Source organism: Polaromonas sp. P3_A5, from assembly GCF_056403055.1.
The window spans coordinates 637,629-657,983 of record NZ_JBFUGF010000001.1 but is presented as its reverse complement, the minus strand read 5'-3'; the positions used below and the strand labels follow the sequence as shown (position 1 = coordinate 657,983).

Sequence of the window (20,355 nt, the reverse complement as noted above, 5' to 3'; positions counted from 1 at the left end):
AAGCGATTGTGCCCCGGGTTGGGTTCCCGCCAGACGCTAAAGTTCACCCCGGCCCACGGCACACCCTGTTGCTATGAAATCAATAGCTGGTTGCGCCCGTCCACATTGACCAGGAGGCGCTTTTTCCTTGAATTTCCGCGCAGCCACCGGATCCAGGTCTGTGGGGCCCGCGGATAGCCCTGCCTAGAATACAGGCCATGCACATACATATTCTGGGAATCTGCGGCACCTTCATGGGGGGCCTGGCCGCCCTGGCGCGGGAAGCCGGGCACAAAGTGACAGGCTGCGACACCGGCGTCTATCCGCCCATGAGCGACCAGCTGCGCGGTTTGGGGATTGAGCTGATCGAGGGCTACGGCGCCGACCAGATGGCCTTCGAGCCCGACGTGTTCGTGGTCGGCAACGTGGTGTCCCGTGCCCGGCTTGCCGATGGCAGCGCGAAATATCCGCTCATGGAAGCCATCCTGAACAGCGGCAAACCCTACACCAGCGGCCCGCAATGGCTCTCGGGCCACGTGCTGCACCACCCGACCCACCACCCGACCGGGCCACGCCATGTGCTGGCAGTGGCCGGCACGCACGGGAAGACCACCACCACGGCCATGCTGGCCTGGATTCTCGAAGCTGCCGGGCTGAAACCGGGTTTCCTGGTCGGCGGCGTGCCGCTGAACTTCGGTGTATCCGCCCGGCTGGGCGAAGGCAATACCTTTGTCATTGAAGCCGACGAATACGACACGGCCTTTTTCGACAAACGCAGCAAGTTCGTGCATTACCGCCCACGCACGGCCATCCTGAACAACCTTGAGTTCGACCACGCCGACATTTTTGACGACCTGGCGGCCATCGAACGGCAGTTCCACCATCTGGTGCGTACCGTGCCTTCGCAAGGCCGCGTGGTCGTCAATGCCGCCGAAGCCAGCCTGCAGCGCGTGCTGGCCCAAGGCTGCTGGAGTGAGCAACTGCTCTTCGGCAACGGCCTGCTGAACAAGAGCGGCTTCATGGCCCACGGCGAGCCGCACGATTTTCACGTGCTCAAGGCTGGCGAGGCCGTGGCCCATGTGAAATGGGGCATCAGCGGCGTGCACAACCAGCTCAATGCGCTGGCCGCCATCGCGGCGGCCGAGCATGTGGGCGTGGCGCCCGAGGCCGCGGCCCAGGCACTGGCGGAGTTCCAGAACGTCAAACGCCGCATGGAAGTGCGCGGCGTGATCCCGCGCAAAGGTGGCGACATCACCGTGTACGACGACTTCGCCCACCACCCCACCGCCATCCACACCACGGTAGACGGCCTGCGCCGCCAGCTGCAAAGCGCCGGCCGGGGCAGCGAACGCATCCTCGCCATCTTCGAGCCGCGCAGCAACACCATGAAACTGGGCGCCATGACGGCCCAGCTGCCCTGGAGCCTCGAGCAAGCCGACCTGGCTTTCTGCCACGCCGGCGGACTGGACTGGGATGCGCGCGCCGCGCTGGCCCCCATGGGCGAACGCGCCCAAGTGGCCGGCACCATTGACCAGCTGCTCGAGCAGGTGCTGGCCGCAGCGCGGCCGGGCGACCATTTGCTGTGCATGAGCAACGGCGGGTTTGGCGGGATTCACGTAAAACTGCTGCAGGCGCTGAAAGCGTGACGGCGAGAATGCCGTGAACTGAAACTTATCTTGCTATTAATTTAGTAGCAATCAGCGCATGATTGGCACTGGCTAGAGGCCTAAATTGCTTATGAAAAGCGAGGCGTGGGGACCTAGAAGCTGATGCTTAATGTTGTGACATCTACATGCACAACCGGCTTGCCCAGCGCCGCGCTCGACGCCCGGGCAAATTCCTGAGCCCACTTGGCTTCGGCAAACTTCACCGGCCCAGCCGCCTGGGCCACCACCACCACCTTGTCGGCGGTCAGCAGCTTGCCCGTGGGCCGAAGCGGCTCACAGCCCATTTGCGTGAACTGGTCGTCCAGCCACCCCCTTGCCACATCGTGCGGCATGGGCTGCACTTCGTTGAGGTCCAGGCGGATGGGCGCCACGTCCTTGAAGGTCACACTGACTTCGCTGCGCATGATGGGCTCCTGATCAGGGGTTCATGGTCGGCGACTTGCGGGCCTGGCGGCTATTCGCACAAACCCGCACGGTGGCTTACTTGCCGGGTTACTTGCCGGCGCGGCGCTTGAGGACGGCGGCCGACAGCACTTCCAACACGTCCAGCGAGTCGCTCCAGCCCAGGCAAGCGTCGGTGATGCTTTTACCGTATTCCAGCGCTTTCGAGTCGTCCTTGCCCGGCGTGAACTTTTGCGCGCCGGGGTTGAGGTGGCTTTCCACCATCAGGCCGAACACATGGCGCGAGCCGCCGGCCACCTGGCCTGCGATGTCGCGTGCCACTTCGACCTGCTTTTCATGCTGCTTGGAGCTGTTGGCGTGGCTGCAATCCACCATCAGCGTGGCCGGCAGCTTGGAGGCTTCGAGCTCCTTGCAAGCCGCCGCGACGCTGGCCGCGTCGTAGTTGGGCGCCTTGCCGCCGCGCAAAATCACATGGCAGTCCTTGTTGCCGTTGGTCTGCACAATCGCGACCTGGCCGTTCTTGTGCACCGACAGGAAATGGTGGCCCCGCGCCGCCGCCTGGATGGCGTCGGTCGCAATGCGGATGTTGCCGTCGGTGCCGTTCTTGAAGCCGATGGGCGCCGAGAGGCCCGAAGCCAGTTCACGGTGCACCTGGCTTTCAGTAGTGCGCGCGCCGATGGCGCCCCAGGAAATCAGGTCACCGATGTATTGCGGCGAGATCACGTCGAGGAATTCGCTGCCGGCAGGCAGGCCGATACGGTTGATATCGATCAGCAGCTGGCGCGCGATGCGCAGGCCTTCGTCGATGCGGAAGGTTTCGTCGAGGTAGGGGTCGTTGATCAACCCCTTCCACCCGACGGTGGTGCGCGGCTTTTCGAAGTAGACGCGCATCACGATTTCCAGCGTGCCTTCGTACTTCTTGCGCTGCTCGACGAGTTTGCGGGCATAGTCCAGCGCAGCCATCGGGTCGTGGATGGAGCACGGCCCGACGACGACAAGCAGGCGGTCATCCTTGCCCTGGATGATGTTGTGGATGCTTTTGCGGGTTTTGCTGATCAGCGTCTCGACGGCGGTGCCGCGGATCGGGAAAAAGCGGATGAGATGCTCGGGAGGGGGTAACACGGTGATGTCCTTGATGCGTTCGTCGTCGGTCTGGCTGGTTTTTTCGACGTTCGCATACCAGTTGTCGCTGGCGGAGATGGGCTTGGCATTCATCGCTGTTTTCCTTTTCTTTCGGGATATCAATCAGGTCGTCACAAGTCAGGGCATTTAAAAATTGAACGGGCAAAAAAAAACCGCCGGAGGCCGGCGGTTTTTGGAGAATCGGTGCGTTTTATCGGGTCACGCGTTGATCTCTCTACCGCCGGAAGCGCTTGAGAACCAAAAGTAACCGAAGTAAAACTTGGCCGAATTCATAAGCTGAAATGTAGCACAGGTCAAAAAAGAGGCAATCCGGGCTGGATCAGGCCGTCCCGCCCACTGTCAGGCCGTCGATGCGCAGCGTCGGCTGACCCACGCCCACCGGAACGCTCTGGCCTTCCTTGCCGCAGGTGCCGACGCCGCTGTCCAGCGCCATGTCATTGCCCATCATGGTGACGCGGGTCAACGCGTCCGGGCCGTTGCCGACAATCGTCGCGCCCTTGACGGGATACAGGATCTTGCCGTTTTCGACCCAGAAGGCTTCGCTGGCCGAAAACACGAACTTGCCGGAGGTGATGTCGACCTGGCCGCCGCCGAAGTTGGTGGCGTAGAGGCCTTTTTTGATGCTGGCCACGATTTCTTCGGGCTGCTTGTCGCCGCCCAGCATGTAGGTGTTGGTCATGCGGGGCATGGGCACATGGGCGTAGCTTTCGCGGCGGCCGTTGCCCGTGGGCTTGACCTTCATCAGGCGCGCATTGAGCGAATCCTGGATGTAGCCCTTCAGGATGCCGTCTTCAATCAGCACGTTGCGCTGGCTGGCGTTGCCTTCGTCGTCCACGTTCAGCGAGCCGCGGCGATCCGCAATTGTGCCGTCATCCAGCACCGTCACGCCCTTGGCTGCCACGCGCTGGCCGATCTTGCCAGAAAACGCGCTGGAGCCCTTGCGGTTGAAATCACCTTCCAGACCGTGGCCGATGGCTTCGTGCAGCAGGATGCCGGGCCAGCCGGAACCCAGCACCACCGTCATTTCGCCGGCTGGCGCGGGGCGAGCATCCAGGTTGGTCAGTGCCGCTTTCACAGCGTCGTTCACATATTCGGTAATCTGGGCGTCGTCAAAGTAGGCCAGGCCAAAACGCCCGCCGCCGCCACCCGAGCCGACTTCGCGCCGGCCTTTTTGCTCGGCGATCACCGTCACACTCAGACGCACCAGCGGGCGCACATCGGCGGCCAGCGTGCCGTCGGCGCGCGCCACCATCACCACGTCGTATTCGCTGGCCAGCCCGGCCATCACCTGCACGATGCGCGGATCCTTGGCTTTGGCGAGCTTTTCGACTTTCTCCAGCAACTGAACCTTGGCAGTGCTGTCCAGCGTGGCGATCGGGTCCAGGCCCTGGTAGAGCGAGCGGCTGCCGGCCACCTTGCGGACGGCCGTCTTGACGCGGGCAGCCTTGCCGCCGGCAGAAATGCTGCGCACCGTGCGTGCCGCATCCAGCAGCGACGCCTCGGAAATGTCATCGGAGTAGGCAAAAGCGGTCTTTTCGCCACTGACAGCGCGCACGCCCACGCCCTGGTCAATGCTGAAGGAACCGGTTTTCACGATGCCTTCTTCCAGGCTCCAGCCTTCGCTGCGGGTGTACTGAAAGTAGAGATCGGCATCATCGGCACCGTGGGAGGTGATCTCGCCCAGCGCGCGGCTCAGATGCGCCTGCGTGAGGCCGAAAGGCGCCAGCAGCAGCTTTTCGGCAATCTCCAGCCGTCCGGATGTGGACTCCGTGGTCGGCCGCGCAGCGGACGAGACAGTGGATTTGTTGGCGGTGGAAGCGGGCGTGGAGCGAAGGAAGGTCATGCGGCCATTGTAGGCAGTCTGCCCTGCCCCGTCAGGGCCCGTGCACAGGCCGGTACGAGGCCCAGGGCTTTGCCCGCCGAGTTCCGGCCGTCGCAAGGCAAGTCGCGGTCATGATGCCTTGCGCGGGCCCTCAGTGAACTCAGGCAATTAGCGGCTGGTAACGCATTGACAGCGCTTCGCGCACCTGCTCCAGGGGTTGACGCCAGTCCCCAGCCGTGGCCTGGCGAAATAACCTTGCACTCGGATACCAGGGGCTATCGCTTCTCTCCAGCAGCCAACGCCAGTCGGGGATGTAGGGAACCAGAATCCATACCGGTTTACCCATAGCACCCGCAAGGTGTGCCACGCTGGTATCCGACGTGACGACCAGATCAAGTGAGTCGATCACCGCCGCCGTATCGGCGAAAGTCTTCAGCGCCTCGCCCGGACGGAGGATGTGAGGTTGCGTCTTCATGACAGGAATGTCCACTTCACGAAGCACGGGTTGAAGGCATATCGCCGGCATTCCGTCGGGCAGGGCTTGCAGAAATTCCGCAAGTCGCAGAGAGCGTAGCCGGTCGCGCTTCTGTTTGGCGTTGCCGGACCAGACAATGCCCACCCGAGGGGTAGCCGATCCAGCCATGGCAGCAAGCCGCTGTTGCCAGGCCGCCTTTTTATCGGGATCGGCTTTCAAATAAGACAAGCTCGCCGGCACAAACCCGGTCCGATGATGCCCCAGGGCCAATGGAAGGCTCATCAAGGGGCAATAGCAATCAAACGGCGGCAAGGGCTCATGCTCCTCCAGAACGCGGGTCACCCCTGGAAGAGTACCCATCAGCTCTTTAAGTCCCGCCTGCACCTGAAGCACCACGTGCGCGCCCAGCGCGGCCACTTCCGTGGCGTATCTGCAAAACTGGATGGTGTCCCCAAACCCCTGTTCACACGAGAGCAGGATCGTTTGACCGGCGATGACCTCTCCACCGAGCCAAAGAGGCTTGGCAAAGACCTTGCGCTCTTTCACATCTTTTTCTTTCGCGCTCCTGAGCCGCCACTCGTATTCCGTCCAGCCCGTTGCATAGTCGCCATGCAGCAGGGCGCCAAAACCGAGATTGAAATGGGCAGCAAAATGCCCGGAGTCCAGCTCAAGGGCTGTCCGGTAGCATTTGATGGAGTCATCATGGAAGCCCTGTTCACCCAAAGAAATACCGAGGTGAACCAGCGTATTTGCGTCCCCTGGATTGAGATCCAGTGCCCGCCGCATCAACGGAATCGCCCGTGCGAAATCTCCCGCGGCCTCGTACGCGGCCCCCAGGTTGCTCATGAATTGGGCGTTCTCCGGCTCCAGCGCAAGGGCTTTTTCGTAGGGCGCTATCGCCTTGAGCGGCAAATTCTGGGCGCTGTACAGGTTTCCCAGATTGCAGAGAAGCCCGACTGATTCGGGAAATCGGCGAATGCCTTCCTGCATGATCTCTTCCGCCTCTGTCATCTGCTCATGTTGAAAGAGTTCATAGCCCAATTCACGATAGGCCGGTTCAAACTCTGGCGCAAGCAGCACAACCTTCTTGAATCGGTGAATGGCCTGAGATACGTTTGCCTCCCGCTGTGCGAGCGTTCCCAACATGAAATGCGCGTCATGCTGTGTGGGATCCAGACTTACGGCCTGTTCAAGTGCCGCCTTGGCTTCCAGAAGGTGACCCTGCTCACTTAATACATATCCGAGATTGATCAATGCGAAGACATCTTCCGGATCGGCCTTCGTTGCCTCGCCGTAGCACAAAGCCGCCTCATAAAGCTTGCCTTCTGCCAACAAGGCATTGCCATTCTTTTTGAGTTCAGCGCAACGATCCTTGTCAGGCGCACCAACGCTGGCTACCGCGCTCGACGAGGTCGGCAGGATTTTTTTCAAAAGTCCGAACATACTGCCCCAAAAACCGAAAAACTACAGCTGCAAGGAAAGCCACCGCGTCAAATCGTCGGCATAGGCATCATTAACGCCGCGGTCTTTCAATGTCCACAAAAAGGCATTACCCAGCTTGGCTTTTTGGTAGGTATTGAGTTTGTTGGCCCGTTTAAAGGCAGCGAGTTCATGCGACATCTTTATCAGCGTTTTTTCTGCTTTTTCCGCAAATTTCTTTTCTTTCACCGACTCTTTGGCCGGCAGCTCGCGGATCACGAGTTCCGCCAGCGAAATGCCGCACTGACTTGCGGCCCGTGTATCAAACCAGTCAAAAAACCCCATATGAACCTCCTTGTTAGCTCTGCACCAAGCGCTTGGCCTTGGCGATCGACATCAGCATGCCGATGGCCAGTCCCAGCGTCACCATGGCCGTGCCGCCATAGCTGATGAAAGGCAGCGGCACGCCCACCACGGGCAGGATGCCGCTGACCATGCCCATATTGACGAAAGCATAGGTGAAAAAGATCATGGTCAGCGCACCGGCCAGCAGGCGCGAAAACAGGGTCGATGCCTCCAGCGCAATGGCCAGTCCGCGCAAAATCAGGAAGATGAATGCAGCAATCAACAACAGATTGCCCAACAGACCGAACTCTTCGGAGTACGCCGCGAAGATGAAGTCGGTGGTGCGCTCGGGAATGAACTCCAGGTGTGTCTGCGTTCCGGCCATAAAGCCCTTGCCGGTGATGCCGCCCGAGCCGATGGCGATCATGCCCTGGATGATGTGAAAGCCCTTGCCCAGCGGATCGCGCGACGGGTCGAGCAGCGTGCAGATGCGCTGCTGCTGGTAGTCGTGCAGGATGGGCCAGCGCACGCCGTCGGCGCAGATTTGCGGCTCGAACCACACCACGAGGAACACGCCAATGAGGCCCAGCAGCACCGGCGGCAGGATCAGCTTCCAGCTCAGCCCGGCAAAAAAGATCACCGCGAGCCCCGCGGCCAGCACCAGCAGGGAGGTTCCCAGATCAGGCTGCTTCATGATGAGCCCGACCGGAACGACCAGCAACAGCCCGGCGGCCAGGAAGTCCAGCGGGCGCAACTGGCCTTCGCGCTTCTGGAACCACCAGGCCAGCATCAGCGGCATGGCAATTTTCAGGATTTCGCTGGGCTGGATCACCACGCCCACATTGAGCCAGCGCCGCGCGCCCTTTTTGGTGACGCCGAAAATCGCCACCGCCACCAGCAAGGCCACGCCGGCGATGTACAGCGGCACGGCAAACGCCATCAGGCGCTGGGGTGGAACCTGGGCCACCACAAACATGATGGCGCCGGCAATCAGCATGTTGCGGCCATGGTCAACAAACCGGGTGCCGTGGTCATACCCTGACGAATACATGATCAGGAGGCCTGCACAGGCCAGCAAAAACACCGCAAACGCCAGCAGGCCGTCAAAGCCCTGGAGCAAAGGCAAGGTTCGCTGATAAAGGGAGGGTTTGTCGAAAACGGCGGCCATGCGCGGATTATCCGTCAGCCTTGAAGCCGAAAACGCGTGGCCGGGCATCCCGCGAAAGCGGGCATTGCTATCAATTACATAGCTGCTTGCGCCCGGCCTGATTGACCAAAAACCCTGTTTCACTTAAAACCGGCATCAAACACCGCGAAACCCGGGAAATCGGCTCCGGCAAAACCTGGGGGTGGCCGGCCCGTCTAACATGCGGCATGCGCACCACCCACCTGCTCTATCTCCACGGATTTCGCTCGTCCCCGCAATCCGTGAAGGCCCGGAAAATGGCCGCTGCCGTGCAGCAGCGCCATCCCGCCGTTCACTGGTGGTGCCCGCAGCTGCCGCCTTCGCCGCACGCCGCGCTGCAGATGGTGAAGGACGAAATTGCCGGTTGGCCCGGCAAGTCGGGCTACCAAAGCATGGGCGTGATCGGCTCTTCGCTGGGCGGCTTTTACGCCACTGCGGTGGCCGAACAGGCTGGGTGCAAGGCCGTGCTGCTCAACCCGGCCGTGGAGCCGGCGCGCGACCTCGCCCGCTACATCGGCGAGCAAACGGCCTGGCACAACCCGCAAGAGCACTTTTTCTTCGAGCCCCGCTTTGTGGATGAGCTGAAAGCGCAGCACGCCGGGCCGCTGAAAGCGCCGCAAAACTACCTCGCCATCATTGCCAAAGGGGATGAAGTGCTGGACTGGCGTGAAATGACGGCCCGTTATGCGGGCGCTCACATCCGGCTGCTGGAAGGCGGTGACCATGCACTGAGCGACTTTGACCGGCATCTGCCGACCATCCTCGACTTCCTGGCATTGGCCTGAAATCTCTCTGAAGCAGCCCTGATTACACTAGTCCCAAGTCATCAAAGACACCAAAGGGATCCCGTTTTGTTTGTATTGTTTGAAGAAGCCGGCAAGTTCCTGGCCGGCCGCATTTTGTCCGAGAGCGATGCGTCGCTGCAGGTTGAGCTCGACTCGGGCAAGCGTGTGAAGGTCAAGGGCGTTAATGCCCTGCTGAAGTTTGAAAAGCCATCCCCTGCCGAGATGGTGGCCGCCGGCCAAAAGCTGAGCCACGATATTGAGCTGGATCTGGCCTGGGAATTCGCCAGCGAAGACGAATTCGGCTTTGCCGACCTGGCGCGCGATTACTTCAGCGCCGACGGCAAAGCCGCCTCGCTGGAGCAACAGGCCGCCGCGCTCTTTCGCCTGTATGACGCGCCGCACTACTTTCGCCGTGCCGGCAAGGGCCGCTTCAAGAAGGCACCGGCGGAAATCCTGCAGCAGGCGTTGGCCGCCATCGAAAAGAAAAAGCAGGTCGCAGCGCAAATCACCGCCTGGGCCGAAGAACTGGGCCGCGGCGAATGCCCGGCGCCGGTGCGCGATCAGCTTTACAAAATCCTCTTCAAGCCCGACAAGAACAGCGCCGAATACAAGGCAGTCGTCGAAGCCTCGCGCGCCACGCACACCGCGCCGCTCGATTTGCTGCAAAAGGCCGGTGCCATCGCTTCGCCTTACCAGTTTCACTGGAAGCGCTTTTTGTTTGAGAACTTCCCCAAGGGCACGGGCTTTCCGGCGCTGCAAGCGCCTGAAGTCAAGGACGAGCTGCCGCTGGCCGATGTGAAGGCTTTCTCCATCGACGACTCAGCCACTACCGAGATCGACGATGCGCTGTCCGTGCAGGGCCTGGGCAGCGGCACTGTCACGCTTGGCATCCACATCGCCGCGCCAGGCCTGGCCGTATTGCCCGGCAGCCCGATCGACACCGTGGGCCGCGCGCGGCTTTCCACCGTGTACATGCCCGGCTACAAGCTGACCATGCTGCCGGATGAAATCGTCAAAAGCTACACGCTGCAGGAAGGCCGCAACTGCCCTGCGCTGTCGCTGTACCTCACGCTGGATGAGGCCACACTCGAAATCAAGGAAAGCGCCACCCGACTGGAGCTGGTGCCCATCGTCAGCAACCTGCGCCACGACGTGCTGGACAGCACCTTCACCGAGGCTTTTTTTGAAACCGCGCAAAGCAATCCGCCTACCGGCGTGCAATGGGGTGTGGAGCTGACCTTTCTGCACCGGTTGGCCAAACATCTGAAGGCGCAGCGCGAAATCGTGCGCGGCAAGCCAGAAAACTTCAACCGGCCAGACTACAACTTCAGGCTGGACAACCCCACAGGCGCCGAGCCCCAGGGCAACGAGACGGTCAGCATCAGTACGCGCCAGCGCGGCGCACCGCTGGATTTGATCGTGGCCGAGGCCATGATCCTGGCGAACAGCACCTGGGGCGAGTGGCTGGCCGCGCACGGCGTGCCTGGCATTTACCGCAGCCAGGCCAGCCTCTTGCCCGGCGTGAAAGTGCGCATGGGCACCAAGGCCCTGCCGCATGCGGGCATCGGCGTCAAAAGCTATGCCTGGAGCACTTCGCCACTGCGCCGCTACACCGACCTGGTCAACCAGTGGCAAATCATTGCCTGCGCACGCCATGGCCGCACGGCGGCACTGGCTGCGCCGTTCAAGCCCAAGGACGCCGAGCTGTTTTCCATCATCTCGGGCTTTGATGCCGCCTACAGCGCCTACAACGGTTTCCAGGCCGGCATCGAGCGCTACTGGACACTCAAATACCTGCAGCAGAACAGCCTCACCGAGCTGACCGCCACCGCCTTCAAGGACAACCTGGTGCGCGCCGACGAGTTGCCGCTGGTGCTGCCGGCCGCCGGTGCGCAGGGCCTGCCGCGTGGCGCGAAAGTGCGTATAAAGCTGGGCGAGATCGACGAGATCACACTGGATATTTCCGGCACAGTGGTCGAGCGGCTGGACGTGGAGATGGATGAGTCTCCTGATCCGCTGGGCGAGGAGGATGGCGAGTCCGAGATGGCCGCCGGCCCGATCTCGATTGCAGTCGATGTCAATGAGCCACAAACCGATGCCGCTGTGGCGGCTCCGGTCGCCGGTTAACACCGCAATACGCTCATAAACACCGATAATCTCTTCCTGTGAAGTCACCAAGCACACTGCAAATCGCCCTGGGCGCCTCCATCGCCTTTCATGCGGTGTTGCTGACGGCGCGTTTTGTTGATCCGGACCGCTTCAACCGCGTCTTTCAGGACACGCCGCTGGAAGTAATCCTGGTCAACGCCAAGTCCAACGAAAAGCCTGACTTTGCCAAAGCCATCGCGCAGGCCTCGCTGGCCGGTGGTGGCGAGATGGAAAAAGGCCGCGCCACCTCCCCCTTGCCGCCTTCGGCCCTGATGGAGCTGGGCGACGCCACCGAAGACGCCCAGCGCAAGGTCGATTCTCTGCAGGAGCAGCAAACCCAGTTGCTCGCGCAAATCAAAAAGCAGCTGGCCTCCATGCCACCGCCCGACCCAACACAGCCCGCCAACAACCCGGCGCAGGCCGAGCGCGAGGAAAAACGCAAGCAGCTCGTCAAGATCCTGGCGGAAATCGAGCGGCGCATCAACGAAGAAAACGCACGGCCGAAAAAGCGCTACATCAGCCCGGCCACACGTGAAGAGGTCTACGCCGTTTATTACGACGAACTGCGCCGCAAGATTGAAGACAAGGGGACGGTGAACTTCCCCGAGCTGGCCGGCAAAAAACTGTACGGTGAACTCACGATGATTGTGACGGTGAATTTTGACGGCAGCGTGATCGACACGGAAGTCGTGCAGACCTCGGGCAACCTGACGCTGGACCGGCGTGCGCAAAGCATCGTGCGCGGCACCGGGCCTTTCGGCAAGTTCAGCGATGCGATGCGCAGCAAGGCGGACCAGATCGTGGTGGTGTCGCGCTTCAAGTTCACGCGCGATGACACGCTTGAAACCAAACTCACCAGCCGCTAGCCCCGACTGCTGCTTTCAGCCCCACGCACATGAACACCCGGCCCCGCCATGGATAAATACTACGTCCTGGGCAACCCGATCGCGCACAGCAAGTCTCCGTTGATTCACGCACGATTTGCCGAGCTCACGGGGCAATCCCTGCAGTACGAACGCCTGCTGGTGCCGCTGGAGGCGTTCGGCGCCACACTGGCTGAACTGGTACGGGGCGGCGTAAAAGGCTGCAACGTCACCGTGCCTTTCAAGCTGCAAGCTTTTGAAGCCGCAAGCACACGGACCGACAGGGCGCAATTGGCCCAGGCCGCCAACACGTTGGTGCTGCAAGGCGGCGCCATCCACGCCGACAACACCGACGGCGTAGGCCTGGTGAACGACATCCAGAACAACGCCGGTGTTTCGCTGGCCGGGCGCGACGTGCTGCTGATCGGAGCGGGGGGTGCCGGTGCCGGCGCGCTGGCCGCCCTGCTGGGGGCCGGGCCACGCCGTCTGGTGCTGGTCAACCGCACGCGGGCGAAAGCCGACGTGCTGGTGGCACGGCACCGGACACACTCGTCCATGCAAGGTTTGCTACAAAAAACGGAGCTGCTCGCGCACGACTTACAAGGGTTGCAGGGCTATTTCGATGTAATTGTCAATGCCAGCGCAAGCAGCCTGGCGGGCGCGGGTGTGCCGGTTCCGGCGAGCGTACTCAAGCCCGGCGCGCTGGCCTGCGACATGATGTACGGCCCCCCAGCTGCGGGCTTCATGGCCTGGGCCCGGGAAAACGGCGCGACGCCGCGCGACGGGCTGGGCATGCTGGTGGAGCAAGCCGCCGAGGCCTTCGCGCTGTGGCGCGGGGTTCGTCCGCCCTCTGCCCAGGTATTGCGGGAAATGCGGGCGCAGCTGGCATGAAGGCACGCACGCCATGAAAGCGCTCTTCAGACTCATCGGCCTCGGGCTGCTGGCAGGTCTGGCGCTGCAACTGTTTTTTGTGGCGCGCATTGCCATGATGGCCGTGGTGGACCCGGAATCCACCGCTTTTCAGCGCTCGGAAGCCTACCTGGTAGTTCGCAACACCGGATCCCTCAAATGGCGGCAGCAATGGGTGCCTTACGACGACCTGCCGGACAACCTCAAGCGTGCGGTAATCGCATCGGAAGACGCCAGCTTCGCCGAGCATGACGGCGTGGACATGGAGGCACTTGAGAAAGCCTGGGACAAAAACGCCAAGGCCGAGCTGCGCGCCGCACAGTCCGCCAGCCGCCTGGCTCCCGCCAAGGCAACGGCGACACCCGCCAGACCGGTGAAAATCATTGGCGGCTCTACCATTACCCAGCAGCTCGCCAAAAATCTTTTCCTGTCGGGTGAGCGCACGCTGCTCCGCAAAGGCCAGGAGCTGGTGCTAACGCTGCTGCTCGAAGCCCTGCTCGGCAAGGAGCGCATTCTGGAGATTTACCTCAACAGCGTGGAGTGGGGCGAAGGCATTTTTGGCGCCGAGGCCGCAGCGCAGCATTACTATCGCAAGCCTGCGTCAAAACTGAGCGCCTATGAATCCGCGCGGCTGGCCGTCATGCTGCCGCGCCCCAAATACTTTGAAACGCGGCCCGGCTCGGGCTACCTGGCTTCGCGCGCCAGCACCATCACGGCCCGCATGGGCGGTGTGGAACTGCCCTGAATGCTGAACAGCAAAAAGGGCCGAACCCCATGAACGACAAATTTTCTCCCATCCTGGCCAAGCTGATGGGGCTTTTCCTGCTGGGGCTGATCCGCACGCTGACCGGTGCACAGGCCCGCTGGCAAGGCTGCCCGCCCAAGGCGGAACAGCGTATTTATTTTGCCAACCACCAGAGCCATGCCGACCTGGTGCTGATGTGGGCGGCGCTGCCGGAAGAGCTTCGCAGCATCACGCGGCCGATCGCCGCGAAAGACTACTGGACCAAAACGCCTTTCAAGAAATGGATCACCACGGCGGTCTTCAATGCGATTTACGTGGACCGTGCCAAGACCGGCGACCAGGACCCGCTGGAGCCGCTGATCGAGGCCCTGACCAGCGGTGACTCGATCATCCTCTTTCCGGAAGGCACACGCGGCAACCACGAAGAGCCGCAAAAATTCAAGGCGGGCCTGTACAACCTGGCACTCAAATTCCCGCAGGTGGTGCTGGTGCCGGCCTGGATCAACAATGTGCAGCGCGTCATGCCCAAGGGGGAAGTCGTGCCGGTGCCCATTCTCTGTTCGGTCACCTTCGGCGCGCCGATTGCGCTGGGTGCCGGGGAAGACCGGGGCGAATTCCTGACGCGTGCGCGCCAGGCCGTCATGGATCTCAGGGAAACCTGACACAAGGCCTGGAATCCTGATGAACACCTTTTTGCGCAACCTTTCTCCCTCACACCAGGTCGGCCTGCTGTTCGTGCTGGTGTTCGGCATCCTGACACTCATCAGTGTGGCCGCCTTCGTGATGTCGCTGAAGGACACCCATGAAGACGACCTGCACACCCAGAAGCTGAAAGAATTCAACGGCCTGCTGCGCACCTCGTGGTTCATGTCCACGGTGTTCTGGATCGGCTGGACGCTGGGAGAAACCGTGGCGACCGTGCTGTTCGGCATGGTCGCCTTTTTTGCGCTGCGCGAGTTCATCACGCTTTCACCCACCCGGCAGGGTGACCACCGCAGTCTGGTGCTGGCTTTTTTTGTCGTGCTGCCGGTGCAGTTTGCACTGGTCATCACGCGGCACTTTGACCTGGTGACCGTGTTCATTCCGGTCTACGTGTTCCTGGCGATCCCGGTGGTCAGCGCGCTGGCCGACGACCCGCACCGTTTCCTCGAACGCAACGCCAAGCTGCAATGGGGCATCATGGTCTGCGTCTACGGCATCAGCCATGTGCCTGCCCTGCTGCTGCTGAAGTTTCCCAACTACCAGGGCAAAAACGCCTTTCTGGTGTTCTTCCTGGTGTTTGTAGTGCAAAGCTGCATGATCGTCCAGCACCTGGTGGGCCGCAAACTGCAACGGCCGGGCAGCGCGCCCAATGTCAGCAAGAGCTTTAACTGGACCAGCTGGTTGATCGCCGTCGTTGGGGCCAGCCTGCTGGGCGGCCTGCTCGCGGGCCTCACGCCCTTCAAGCCGGCGCAGGCGGTGGCCATGGCCTTCATTGCCTGCGTATCAGGCTCGCTCGGGCACCTGGTGATGAAAGCCCTCAAGCGTGATCGCGGTATTCCCAACTGGGGGAACCGCGGCGTGGGCGTCACCGGTGCCAGCGGCCTGCTGGACCGCGTGGATGCGCTGTGCTTTGGCGCACCCATATTTTTTCATTCAGTTAGATGGTATTTTGGCCTGTAACCCAATGAAACCATGCGCGAGCAGCTATCAAATGTATAGCATATGAGAATCCTCGGCATCGACCCCGGCCTGCAGGTCGCAGGTTTTGGCGTGATCGACATGGACGGCCAGCATCTGCGTTATGTGGCCAGCGGCACCATCAAGACCACGCATATGGAACGCAGCGATTTGCCGGGCCGGCTGAAGGTGCTGTTCGAGGGCGTGTGCGAAGTGGTGGAGCGCTACCAGCCCGATGCGGCCTCTGTCGAAATCGTGTTTGTGAACGTCAACCCGCAGGCGACGCTGCTGCTGGGCCAGGCGCGCGGGGCCTGCATCACGGCCCTGGTCTCGCGCCAGCTGACAGTGGCCGAATACACGGCGCTACAGCTCAAAAAGGCGGTTGCGGGCTATGGCAAGGCGGGCAAGGCCGAGGTGCAGGAGATGGTGATGCGCCTGCTGAAGCTGCCCTCCCTGCCCGGCAAAGACGCGGCCGATGCGCTGGGGCTGGCGATTACCCACGCCCATGTCGGTACCGCGATGCAGAGGCTGGCTGCGGCGGCGGGAACCGGCGCAAAACCCACGGGGAACTACAGGAACGGACGAAGCCGTTAGATCGCGGTGATCTGCGCCTTAGCGGCCGCGGTATTCAGCGACCACCTCATCCAATGAAGGGTTCGACTTGGCTTTTCCGCGCACCAGCACTATGGGCAGTTCGCCACTCATGATGGACGAGATGCGCTGGGCGTCGGCGGCATCGCCACTTGTCACGGTGAAGCTGATACTGTGGGTGCGGGTAACCGGAATCCCCTTGCCCGAAAGCTGCTCGGCCAGGCTATTTGCGCGCTGGGCCGCCTCTTCCGGGCAATCCTCGGCGGCAATAACCTGTACCGCATTGGAAGCGGTACTGCTCGTTCCGGGCAACGCCACAAATCCATTTGAACCTGAGCTTCCCGCAGAGCCAGTTGAGGCCACCACCGGCTGGCCCTCACGGTGTTTGGTCCAGTATTGATACCCAAAACCAGCAAGGCCGAGCACGATAAGGACTTTGATGAAGCTCATGGGTCATCTCCGGGAGTTATGCCGGGGGGCAGGTCATCGAACACCACAGGCGCATGCACACGGCGCCTCAGCGTTACCGCCCGGTGCAGGGGCAAATCGTTATGAGCGAACTATAGCGGTAAGGACCATAAAACGGACCAGCCGACAATCGCCAACAGGCAGCGGCTGGGCCGCCATCGCAGTCACGATGGCTGACGCTATGCCAGACGCTCAAGTACCAATACGCCGAAAAAGCCAAACGCGGCGATCAGCGTCCACTTGAGAATGGTGAGCCCGAACTGCTTGAACCGTGGCTGCCCAGTACCGGCGTAAAACATGAACGACACCACCGCGGCCAGCAAAAACAGCAGGATGAGCCAGCGAAACAGCAGCATGGCGTGTTCCGCCGGCCCTACCAGGCACGCGCCAGCGTGGCGAAGCCCTGCGGTGCTTTTTTCTCGTCCTCGAAGGTGACGACTTCGTAGGCGTCCTGGTGCGACAGCAGCTCGCGCAGCAGCTTGTTGTTCATTGCGTGGCCGGAGCGAAATGCGCTGTAGGCGGCCAGCAGCGGTTTGCCCAGCAAATAGAGGTCGCCCATGGCATCGAGGATCTTGTGCTTCACGAATTCGTCGTTGTAACGCAGCCCGTCGCTGTTGAGCACCTTGTAGTCGTCCATGACGATGGCATTGTCCAGTCCGCCACCCAGCGCCAGACCATTGGCGCGCATCATTTCCACATCCTTGGTGAAACCGAAGGTACGGGCCCGCGCGATGTCGCGTGTGTAGGCGCCCGAACCCATGTCGAACTCCACGCGCTGACCGGTGGAGTCCACCGCAGGGTGGTCGAAATCAATTTCAAAACTGAGTTTGTAGCCTTCGTAGGGACTCAAACGCGCCCACTTGGCCGTGGCGCCCTCGCCTTCGCGCACTTCCACAGGCTTGATCACGCGGATAAAGCGCTTGGGCGCGGCCTGCAGCGCAATGCCGGCAGATTGCAGCAAAAATACAAAAGAGGAAGCCGAACCATCCAGAATGGGAACCTCTTCCGCCGTGATGTCCACATACAGGTTGTCAATCCCCAGGCCCGCGCAAGCCGACATCAAATGCTCTACCGTGTGCACCTTGGCGTTGCCGCTGGAAATGGTGGAAGCCAGCCGTGTGTCCGTCACGGCCTGCGCGGAGATGGCGATGTCCACCGGCTGCGGCAAATCCACACGGCGAAACACGATGCCCGTGTCCGGCGCGGCGGGGCGCAAGGTAAGTTCCACCCGCTGGCCACTGTGCAGGCCCACGCCCACGGCTTTGGTCAGGGATTTAAGGGTACGTTGCTGAAGCATATGGGTGATTTTAAGTGTTGCAGCCGATTGCCGCAGTTGGAGTCTTTGATGGCCACCATAGCCAAAGTGCTACAAGTCTTGCCCTGCTACAGGTGCTGCCTGAAGAATGCCGTCCAGTGCGGCACCGCGACGAAGCGATTCTTCCAGTAGCCCGTGTGGAAAACCTTGCTGACACATCGGGCCATCACGGCGTTGACGTCGTCGCCGGGCATGGTGATGCCGCTGTTAAGTTCGGTCACGCCCGATTCGTCGACCAAAACATCGCATTTGGCATAGTGCGGCCCAAAGACATTGCGTTGCCGTTTGTAAGGCGCGTCGAAACTGTGGCCCTCGCCTTCCAGTACCACGATCTTCGCGTTGCCGCCGCGCCCGTTCATCCAGCCCACGTGGCGTTCACAGTACCGGCTCGGGGTTTCGTCGTCCACTTCACCCGTGATGAAAAGAAATGGGGAATTCACGTAGGCGTCACGCCGGGCATTGCGGTAACCGCAGTAGCCATACAAACCCACCACCGCATCGACGGGTTTGAGGTTGAAGTCGTCGGCGTACAAGCGCCGCATGTTGCGCTCAATCAGTGCGTGGGCGAATTTCTGCTGCATCATGACTGCGGCACCGCCACCCTGCGACTCACCGATGCTGCCGACCTTCTCGAAACCGCGGCCGCGCAACCAGCCGGCAGCTGCGAGGCTGTCAATGGCCATATTGAATTCGTTACCGCCTTTGCGCGATGCCGCCGGATAGTCGTTGTGCGTCACGTCGATGCCTCGAGGCTTCCAGTGATCGATCACCAGCGCTGCGAAACCCTCCTTCTGAAGGCTGTCCACATAGTCGAACATGCGGCTGTCGATACCCTGCGATCCGTGCGAGATCAGCACAATCTTCGTCTGCCCGGGCTGGCTGAACAGGTAGCCCTGCGCATGGAGCTTGTTGCAGACAAAGGGAGTACCCGCACACACCATGCTGGGCCAACTCACTTTTTCGGCCGCCTCGGGCCTGGCGGTCTGGGCAACCGCAGGTTGTGCGAAAAGAACGACCAGCGCGGCGCAAAGCCCTCGCATGTCCATGGCGACCTCTTTCTTCCTGAGATGCTCCGAATTGGAAAGGCCAGAAAAAAGGGCGGACTGCAACCAGTCCACCCTTTTAATGATCCACTTGCGAGAACCTTAATCGGCCTGCTTGCGCAGAAAGGCAGGAATCTCGAAGTCGTCCATCCCGCCAGAAGCCAGGGCATCGACTTTTGCCGCCGCCTGGGTCCGGTTGGTGCGCCACACGCTGGGCACCGACATGTTGCCGTAGTCAGGCTGTGCCGATCCCATGGCCGTCTGCGCCGTGCCGGCGCCATTGGCCGTTGTGTTCAGCGTCGGGACGTTGAACGGCACGTTGTCAGTACCCGTGCGCAGCACCTGCAGCGGCGGCGCATGGCGGCGCACGCCCTGGCGGGACAAGCCGGTTGCGACCACGGTCACACGGATGTCGTCGCCCAGCTCATCGTCGTAGGCCGTGCCGTAGATCACATGCGCATCGGGGGAAGCGTATGCGCGGATGGTGTTCATCGCCAGCTTGGATTCGCTCAGCTTGAGCGAGCCCTTGGCCGCGGTGATCAGCACCAGAACGCCTTTGGCGCCCGACAGGTCAATGCCTTCCAGAAGCGGGCAAGCTACAGCCTGTTCGGCGGCGATGCGCGCACGATCAGGACCGTTGGCCTTGGCCGTTCCCATCATGGCCTTGCCGGGTTCACCCATCACGGTGCGCACGTCTTCAAAGTCGACGTTGACGTGGCCGGGCACGTTGATGATTTCGGCGATGCCGCCGACGGCGTTTTTCAGCACGTCGTTGGCATGGGCAAAAGCCTCATCCTGCGTGACGTCGTCGCCCAGCACTTCGAGCAGCTTTTCATTGAGCACCACGATCAGTGAGTCAACGTTGGCTTCGAGTTCGGCCAGGCCGAGGTCGGCATTGGTCATGCGGCGCCCGCCTTCAAAATCAAACGGCTTGGTCACCACGCCGACGGTCAGGATGCCCATCTCCTTGGCCACGCGCGCGATCACAGGAGCCGCACCGGTACCGGTGCCGCCGCCCATGCCCGCGGTGATGAACAACATGTGCGCGCCAGCAATGGCGCTGCGGATATCGTCCACCGCCAGCTCGGCTGCATCGCGCCCTTTGTCGGGCTTGCTGCCCGCGCCCAGGCCGCTGGCACCCAGCTGGATGGTCTTGTGCGCGCTGCCGCGGCTGAGCGCCTGCGCGTCGGTATTGGCGCAGATGAATTCGACGCCTTGTACGCCGCATTCGATCATGTGCCCAACGGCATTGCCGCCACCGCCGCCCACACCGATCACCTTGATCTGTGTGCCCTGGTTAAATTCTTCGATTTCAATCATTTCGATGCTCATTGGGAGCCTCCTAATCAATAAACTGCAGTTGCCAATAATCGGAAATTTGTATTTATGGT

At 61.5% G+C, this 20,355-nt stretch carries 20 protein-coding genes; 9 read left to right on the top strand and 11 right to left on the bottom strand.

Features of this window, described 5'->3' with window-relative positions; all coding sequences use genetic code 11:
• The first annotated feature begins 197 nt into the window (after positions 1 to 197).
• A complete protein-coding gene (mpl, locus tag AC1DU8_RS03145; RefSeq protein WP_457281076.1) occupies positions 198 to 1,625 on the top strand; it encodes a UDP-N-acetylmuramate:L-alanyl-gamma-D-glutamyl-meso-diaminopimelate ligase in 1,428 nt (475 codons plus the stop codon).
• Between the two features lie 113 nt (positions 1,626 to 1,738).
• On the opposite strand, the gene AC1DU8_RS03140 is transcribed toward mpl, so the two are convergent.
• The 6 genes from AC1DU8_RS03140 to rodA all read right to left on the bottom strand — a co-directional run bounded on the left by AC1DU8_RS03140 (position 1,739) and on the right by rodA (position 8,420).
• Complete coding sequence (locus AC1DU8_RS03140) at positions 1,739 to 2,050, bottom strand: hypothetical protein (RefSeq protein ID WP_477690276.1); 312 nt, start codon at positions 2,048 to 2,050, stop codon at positions 1,739 to 1,741.
• 88 nt (positions 2,051 to 2,138) lie between these two features.
• The gene (locus AC1DU8_RS03135; RefSeq protein ID WP_477690277.1) at positions 2,139 to 3,263 is read right to left on the bottom strand and encodes a 3-deoxy-7-phosphoheptulonate synthase; all 1,125 of its coding nucleotides are present in this window, start codon (positions 3,261 to 3,263) and stop codon (positions 2,139 to 2,141) included.
• Between the two features lie 247 nt (positions 3,264 to 3,510).
• Positions 3,511 to 5,034 (bottom strand): metalloprotease TldD, encoded by a 1,524-nt coding sequence (tldD, locus tag AC1DU8_RS03130; RefSeq protein ID WP_477666632.1) that lies wholly within the window; start codon positions 5,032 to 5,034, stop codon positions 3,511 to 3,513.
• Positions 5,035 to 5,173: 139 nt separating this feature from the next.
• Positions 5,174 to 6,919 (bottom strand): tetratricopeptide repeat protein, encoded by a 1,746-nt coding sequence (locus tag AC1DU8_RS03125; protein ID WP_477702014.1) that lies wholly within the window; start codon positions 6,917 to 6,919, stop codon positions 5,174 to 5,176.
• A gap of 33 nt (positions 6,920 to 6,952) precedes the next feature.
• Positions 6,953 to 7,252: a hypothetical protein gene (locus tag AC1DU8_RS03120; protein ID WP_457281081.1), complete on the bottom strand. Its 300-nt coding sequence runs from the start codon at positions 7,250 to 7,252 to the stop codon at positions 6,953 to 6,955.
• A gap of 13 nt (positions 7,253 to 7,265) precedes the next feature.
• Positions 7,266 to 8,420 carry a rod shape-determining protein RodA gene (gene rodA, locus AC1DU8_RS03115; protein ID WP_457281082.1) on the bottom strand — a complete coding sequence of 385 codons (1,155 nt, stop codon included), beginning with the start codon at positions 8,418 to 8,420 and terminating at the stop codon, positions 7,266 to 7,268.
• A gap of 206 nt (positions 8,421 to 8,626) precedes the next feature.
• Between rodA and AC1DU8_RS03110 the strand changes: the two genes are divergently transcribed.
• From AC1DU8_RS03110 to ruvC, 8 genes are all read left to right on the top strand, one after another.
• Positions 8,627 to 9,223, top strand: a complete 597-nt coding sequence (locus AC1DU8_RS03110) for a YqiA/YcfP family alpha/beta fold hydrolase (RefSeq protein WP_457281083.1) — start codon at positions 8,627 to 8,629, stop codon at positions 9,221 to 9,223.
• A gap of 66 nt (positions 9,224 to 9,289) precedes the next feature.
• The gene (locus tag AC1DU8_RS03105) at positions 9,290 to 11,350 is read left to right on the top strand and encodes a ribonuclease catalytic domain-containing protein (protein WP_457281084.1); all 2,061 of its coding nucleotides are present in this window, start codon (positions 9,290 to 9,292) and stop codon (positions 11,348 to 11,350) included.
• A 38-nt stretch (positions 11,351 to 11,388) separates the two neighbouring features.
• Complete coding sequence (locus AC1DU8_RS03100; protein ID WP_457281085.1) at positions 11,389 to 12,237, top strand: energy transducer TonB; 849 nt, start codon at positions 11,389 to 11,391, stop codon at positions 12,235 to 12,237.
• A 48-nt stretch (positions 12,238 to 12,285) separates the two neighbouring features.
• The gene (gene aroE, locus AC1DU8_RS03095) at positions 12,286 to 13,125 is read left to right on the top strand and encodes a shikimate dehydrogenase (protein ID WP_477666629.1); all 840 of its coding nucleotides are present in this window, start codon (positions 12,286 to 12,288) and stop codon (positions 13,123 to 13,125) included.
• A gap of 13 nt (positions 13,126 to 13,138) precedes the next feature.
• Positions 13,139 to 13,888, top strand: coding sequence for a transglycosylase domain-containing protein (locus AC1DU8_RS03090; RefSeq protein ID WP_457281087.1), 750 nt, complete (start codon positions 13,139 to 13,141; stop codon positions 13,886 to 13,888).
• A 29-nt stretch (positions 13,889 to 13,917) separates the two neighbouring features.
• Positions 13,918 to 14,550 (top strand): lysophospholipid acyltransferase family protein, encoded by a 633-nt coding sequence (locus AC1DU8_RS03085; protein WP_457281088.1) that lies wholly within the window; start codon positions 13,918 to 13,920, stop codon positions 14,548 to 14,550.
• A 19-nt stretch (positions 14,551 to 14,569) separates the two neighbouring features.
• Positions 14,570 to 15,550, top strand: coding sequence for a phosphatidate cytidylyltransferase (locus AC1DU8_RS03080; protein ID WP_457281089.1), 981 nt, complete (start codon positions 14,570 to 14,572; stop codon positions 15,548 to 15,550).
• 42 nt (positions 15,551 to 15,592) lie between these two features.
• A complete protein-coding gene (gene ruvC / locus AC1DU8_RS03075) occupies positions 15,593 to 16,141 on the top strand; it encodes a crossover junction endodeoxyribonuclease RuvC (RefSeq protein WP_457281090.1) in 549 nt (182 codons plus the stop codon).
• An 18-nt stretch (positions 16,142 to 16,159) separates the two neighbouring features.
• Here ruvC and AC1DU8_RS03070 read toward each other — a convergent pair whose 3' ends face one another.
• From AC1DU8_RS03070 to ftsZ, 5 genes are all read right to left on the bottom strand, one after another.
• On the bottom strand, positions 16,160 to 16,588 hold the full coding sequence (locus AC1DU8_RS03070) for a hypothetical protein (RefSeq protein WP_477666627.1): 429 nt from the start codon (positions 16,586 to 16,588) through the stop codon (positions 16,160 to 16,162).
• Positions 16,589 to 16,785: 197 nt separating this feature from the next.
• Positions 16,786 to 16,962: a hypothetical protein gene (locus tag AC1DU8_RS03065; protein ID WP_457281092.1), complete on the bottom strand. Its 177-nt coding sequence runs from the start codon at positions 16,960 to 16,962 to the stop codon at positions 16,786 to 16,788.
• A gap of 17 nt (positions 16,963 to 16,979) precedes the next feature.
• Positions 16,980 to 17,903 carry a UDP-3-O-acyl-N-acetylglucosamine deacetylase gene (lpxC, locus tag AC1DU8_RS03060; protein WP_457281093.1) on the bottom strand — a complete coding sequence of 308 codons (924 nt, stop codon included), beginning with the start codon at positions 17,901 to 17,903 and terminating at the stop codon, positions 16,980 to 16,982.
• An 86-nt stretch (positions 17,904 to 17,989) separates the two neighbouring features.
• Positions 17,990 to 18,967, bottom strand: a complete 978-nt coding sequence (locus AC1DU8_RS03055; RefSeq protein WP_477666626.1) for a dienelactone hydrolase family protein — start codon at positions 18,965 to 18,967, stop codon at positions 17,990 to 17,992.
• A gap of 99 nt (positions 18,968 to 19,066) precedes the next feature.
• Positions 19,067 to 20,296 carry a cell division protein FtsZ gene (ftsZ, locus tag AC1DU8_RS03050; RefSeq protein WP_457281095.1) on the bottom strand — a complete coding sequence of 410 codons (1,230 nt, stop codon included), beginning with the start codon at positions 20,294 to 20,296 and terminating at the stop codon, positions 19,067 to 19,069.
• Positions 20,297 to 20,355: the final 59 nt, after the last annotated feature.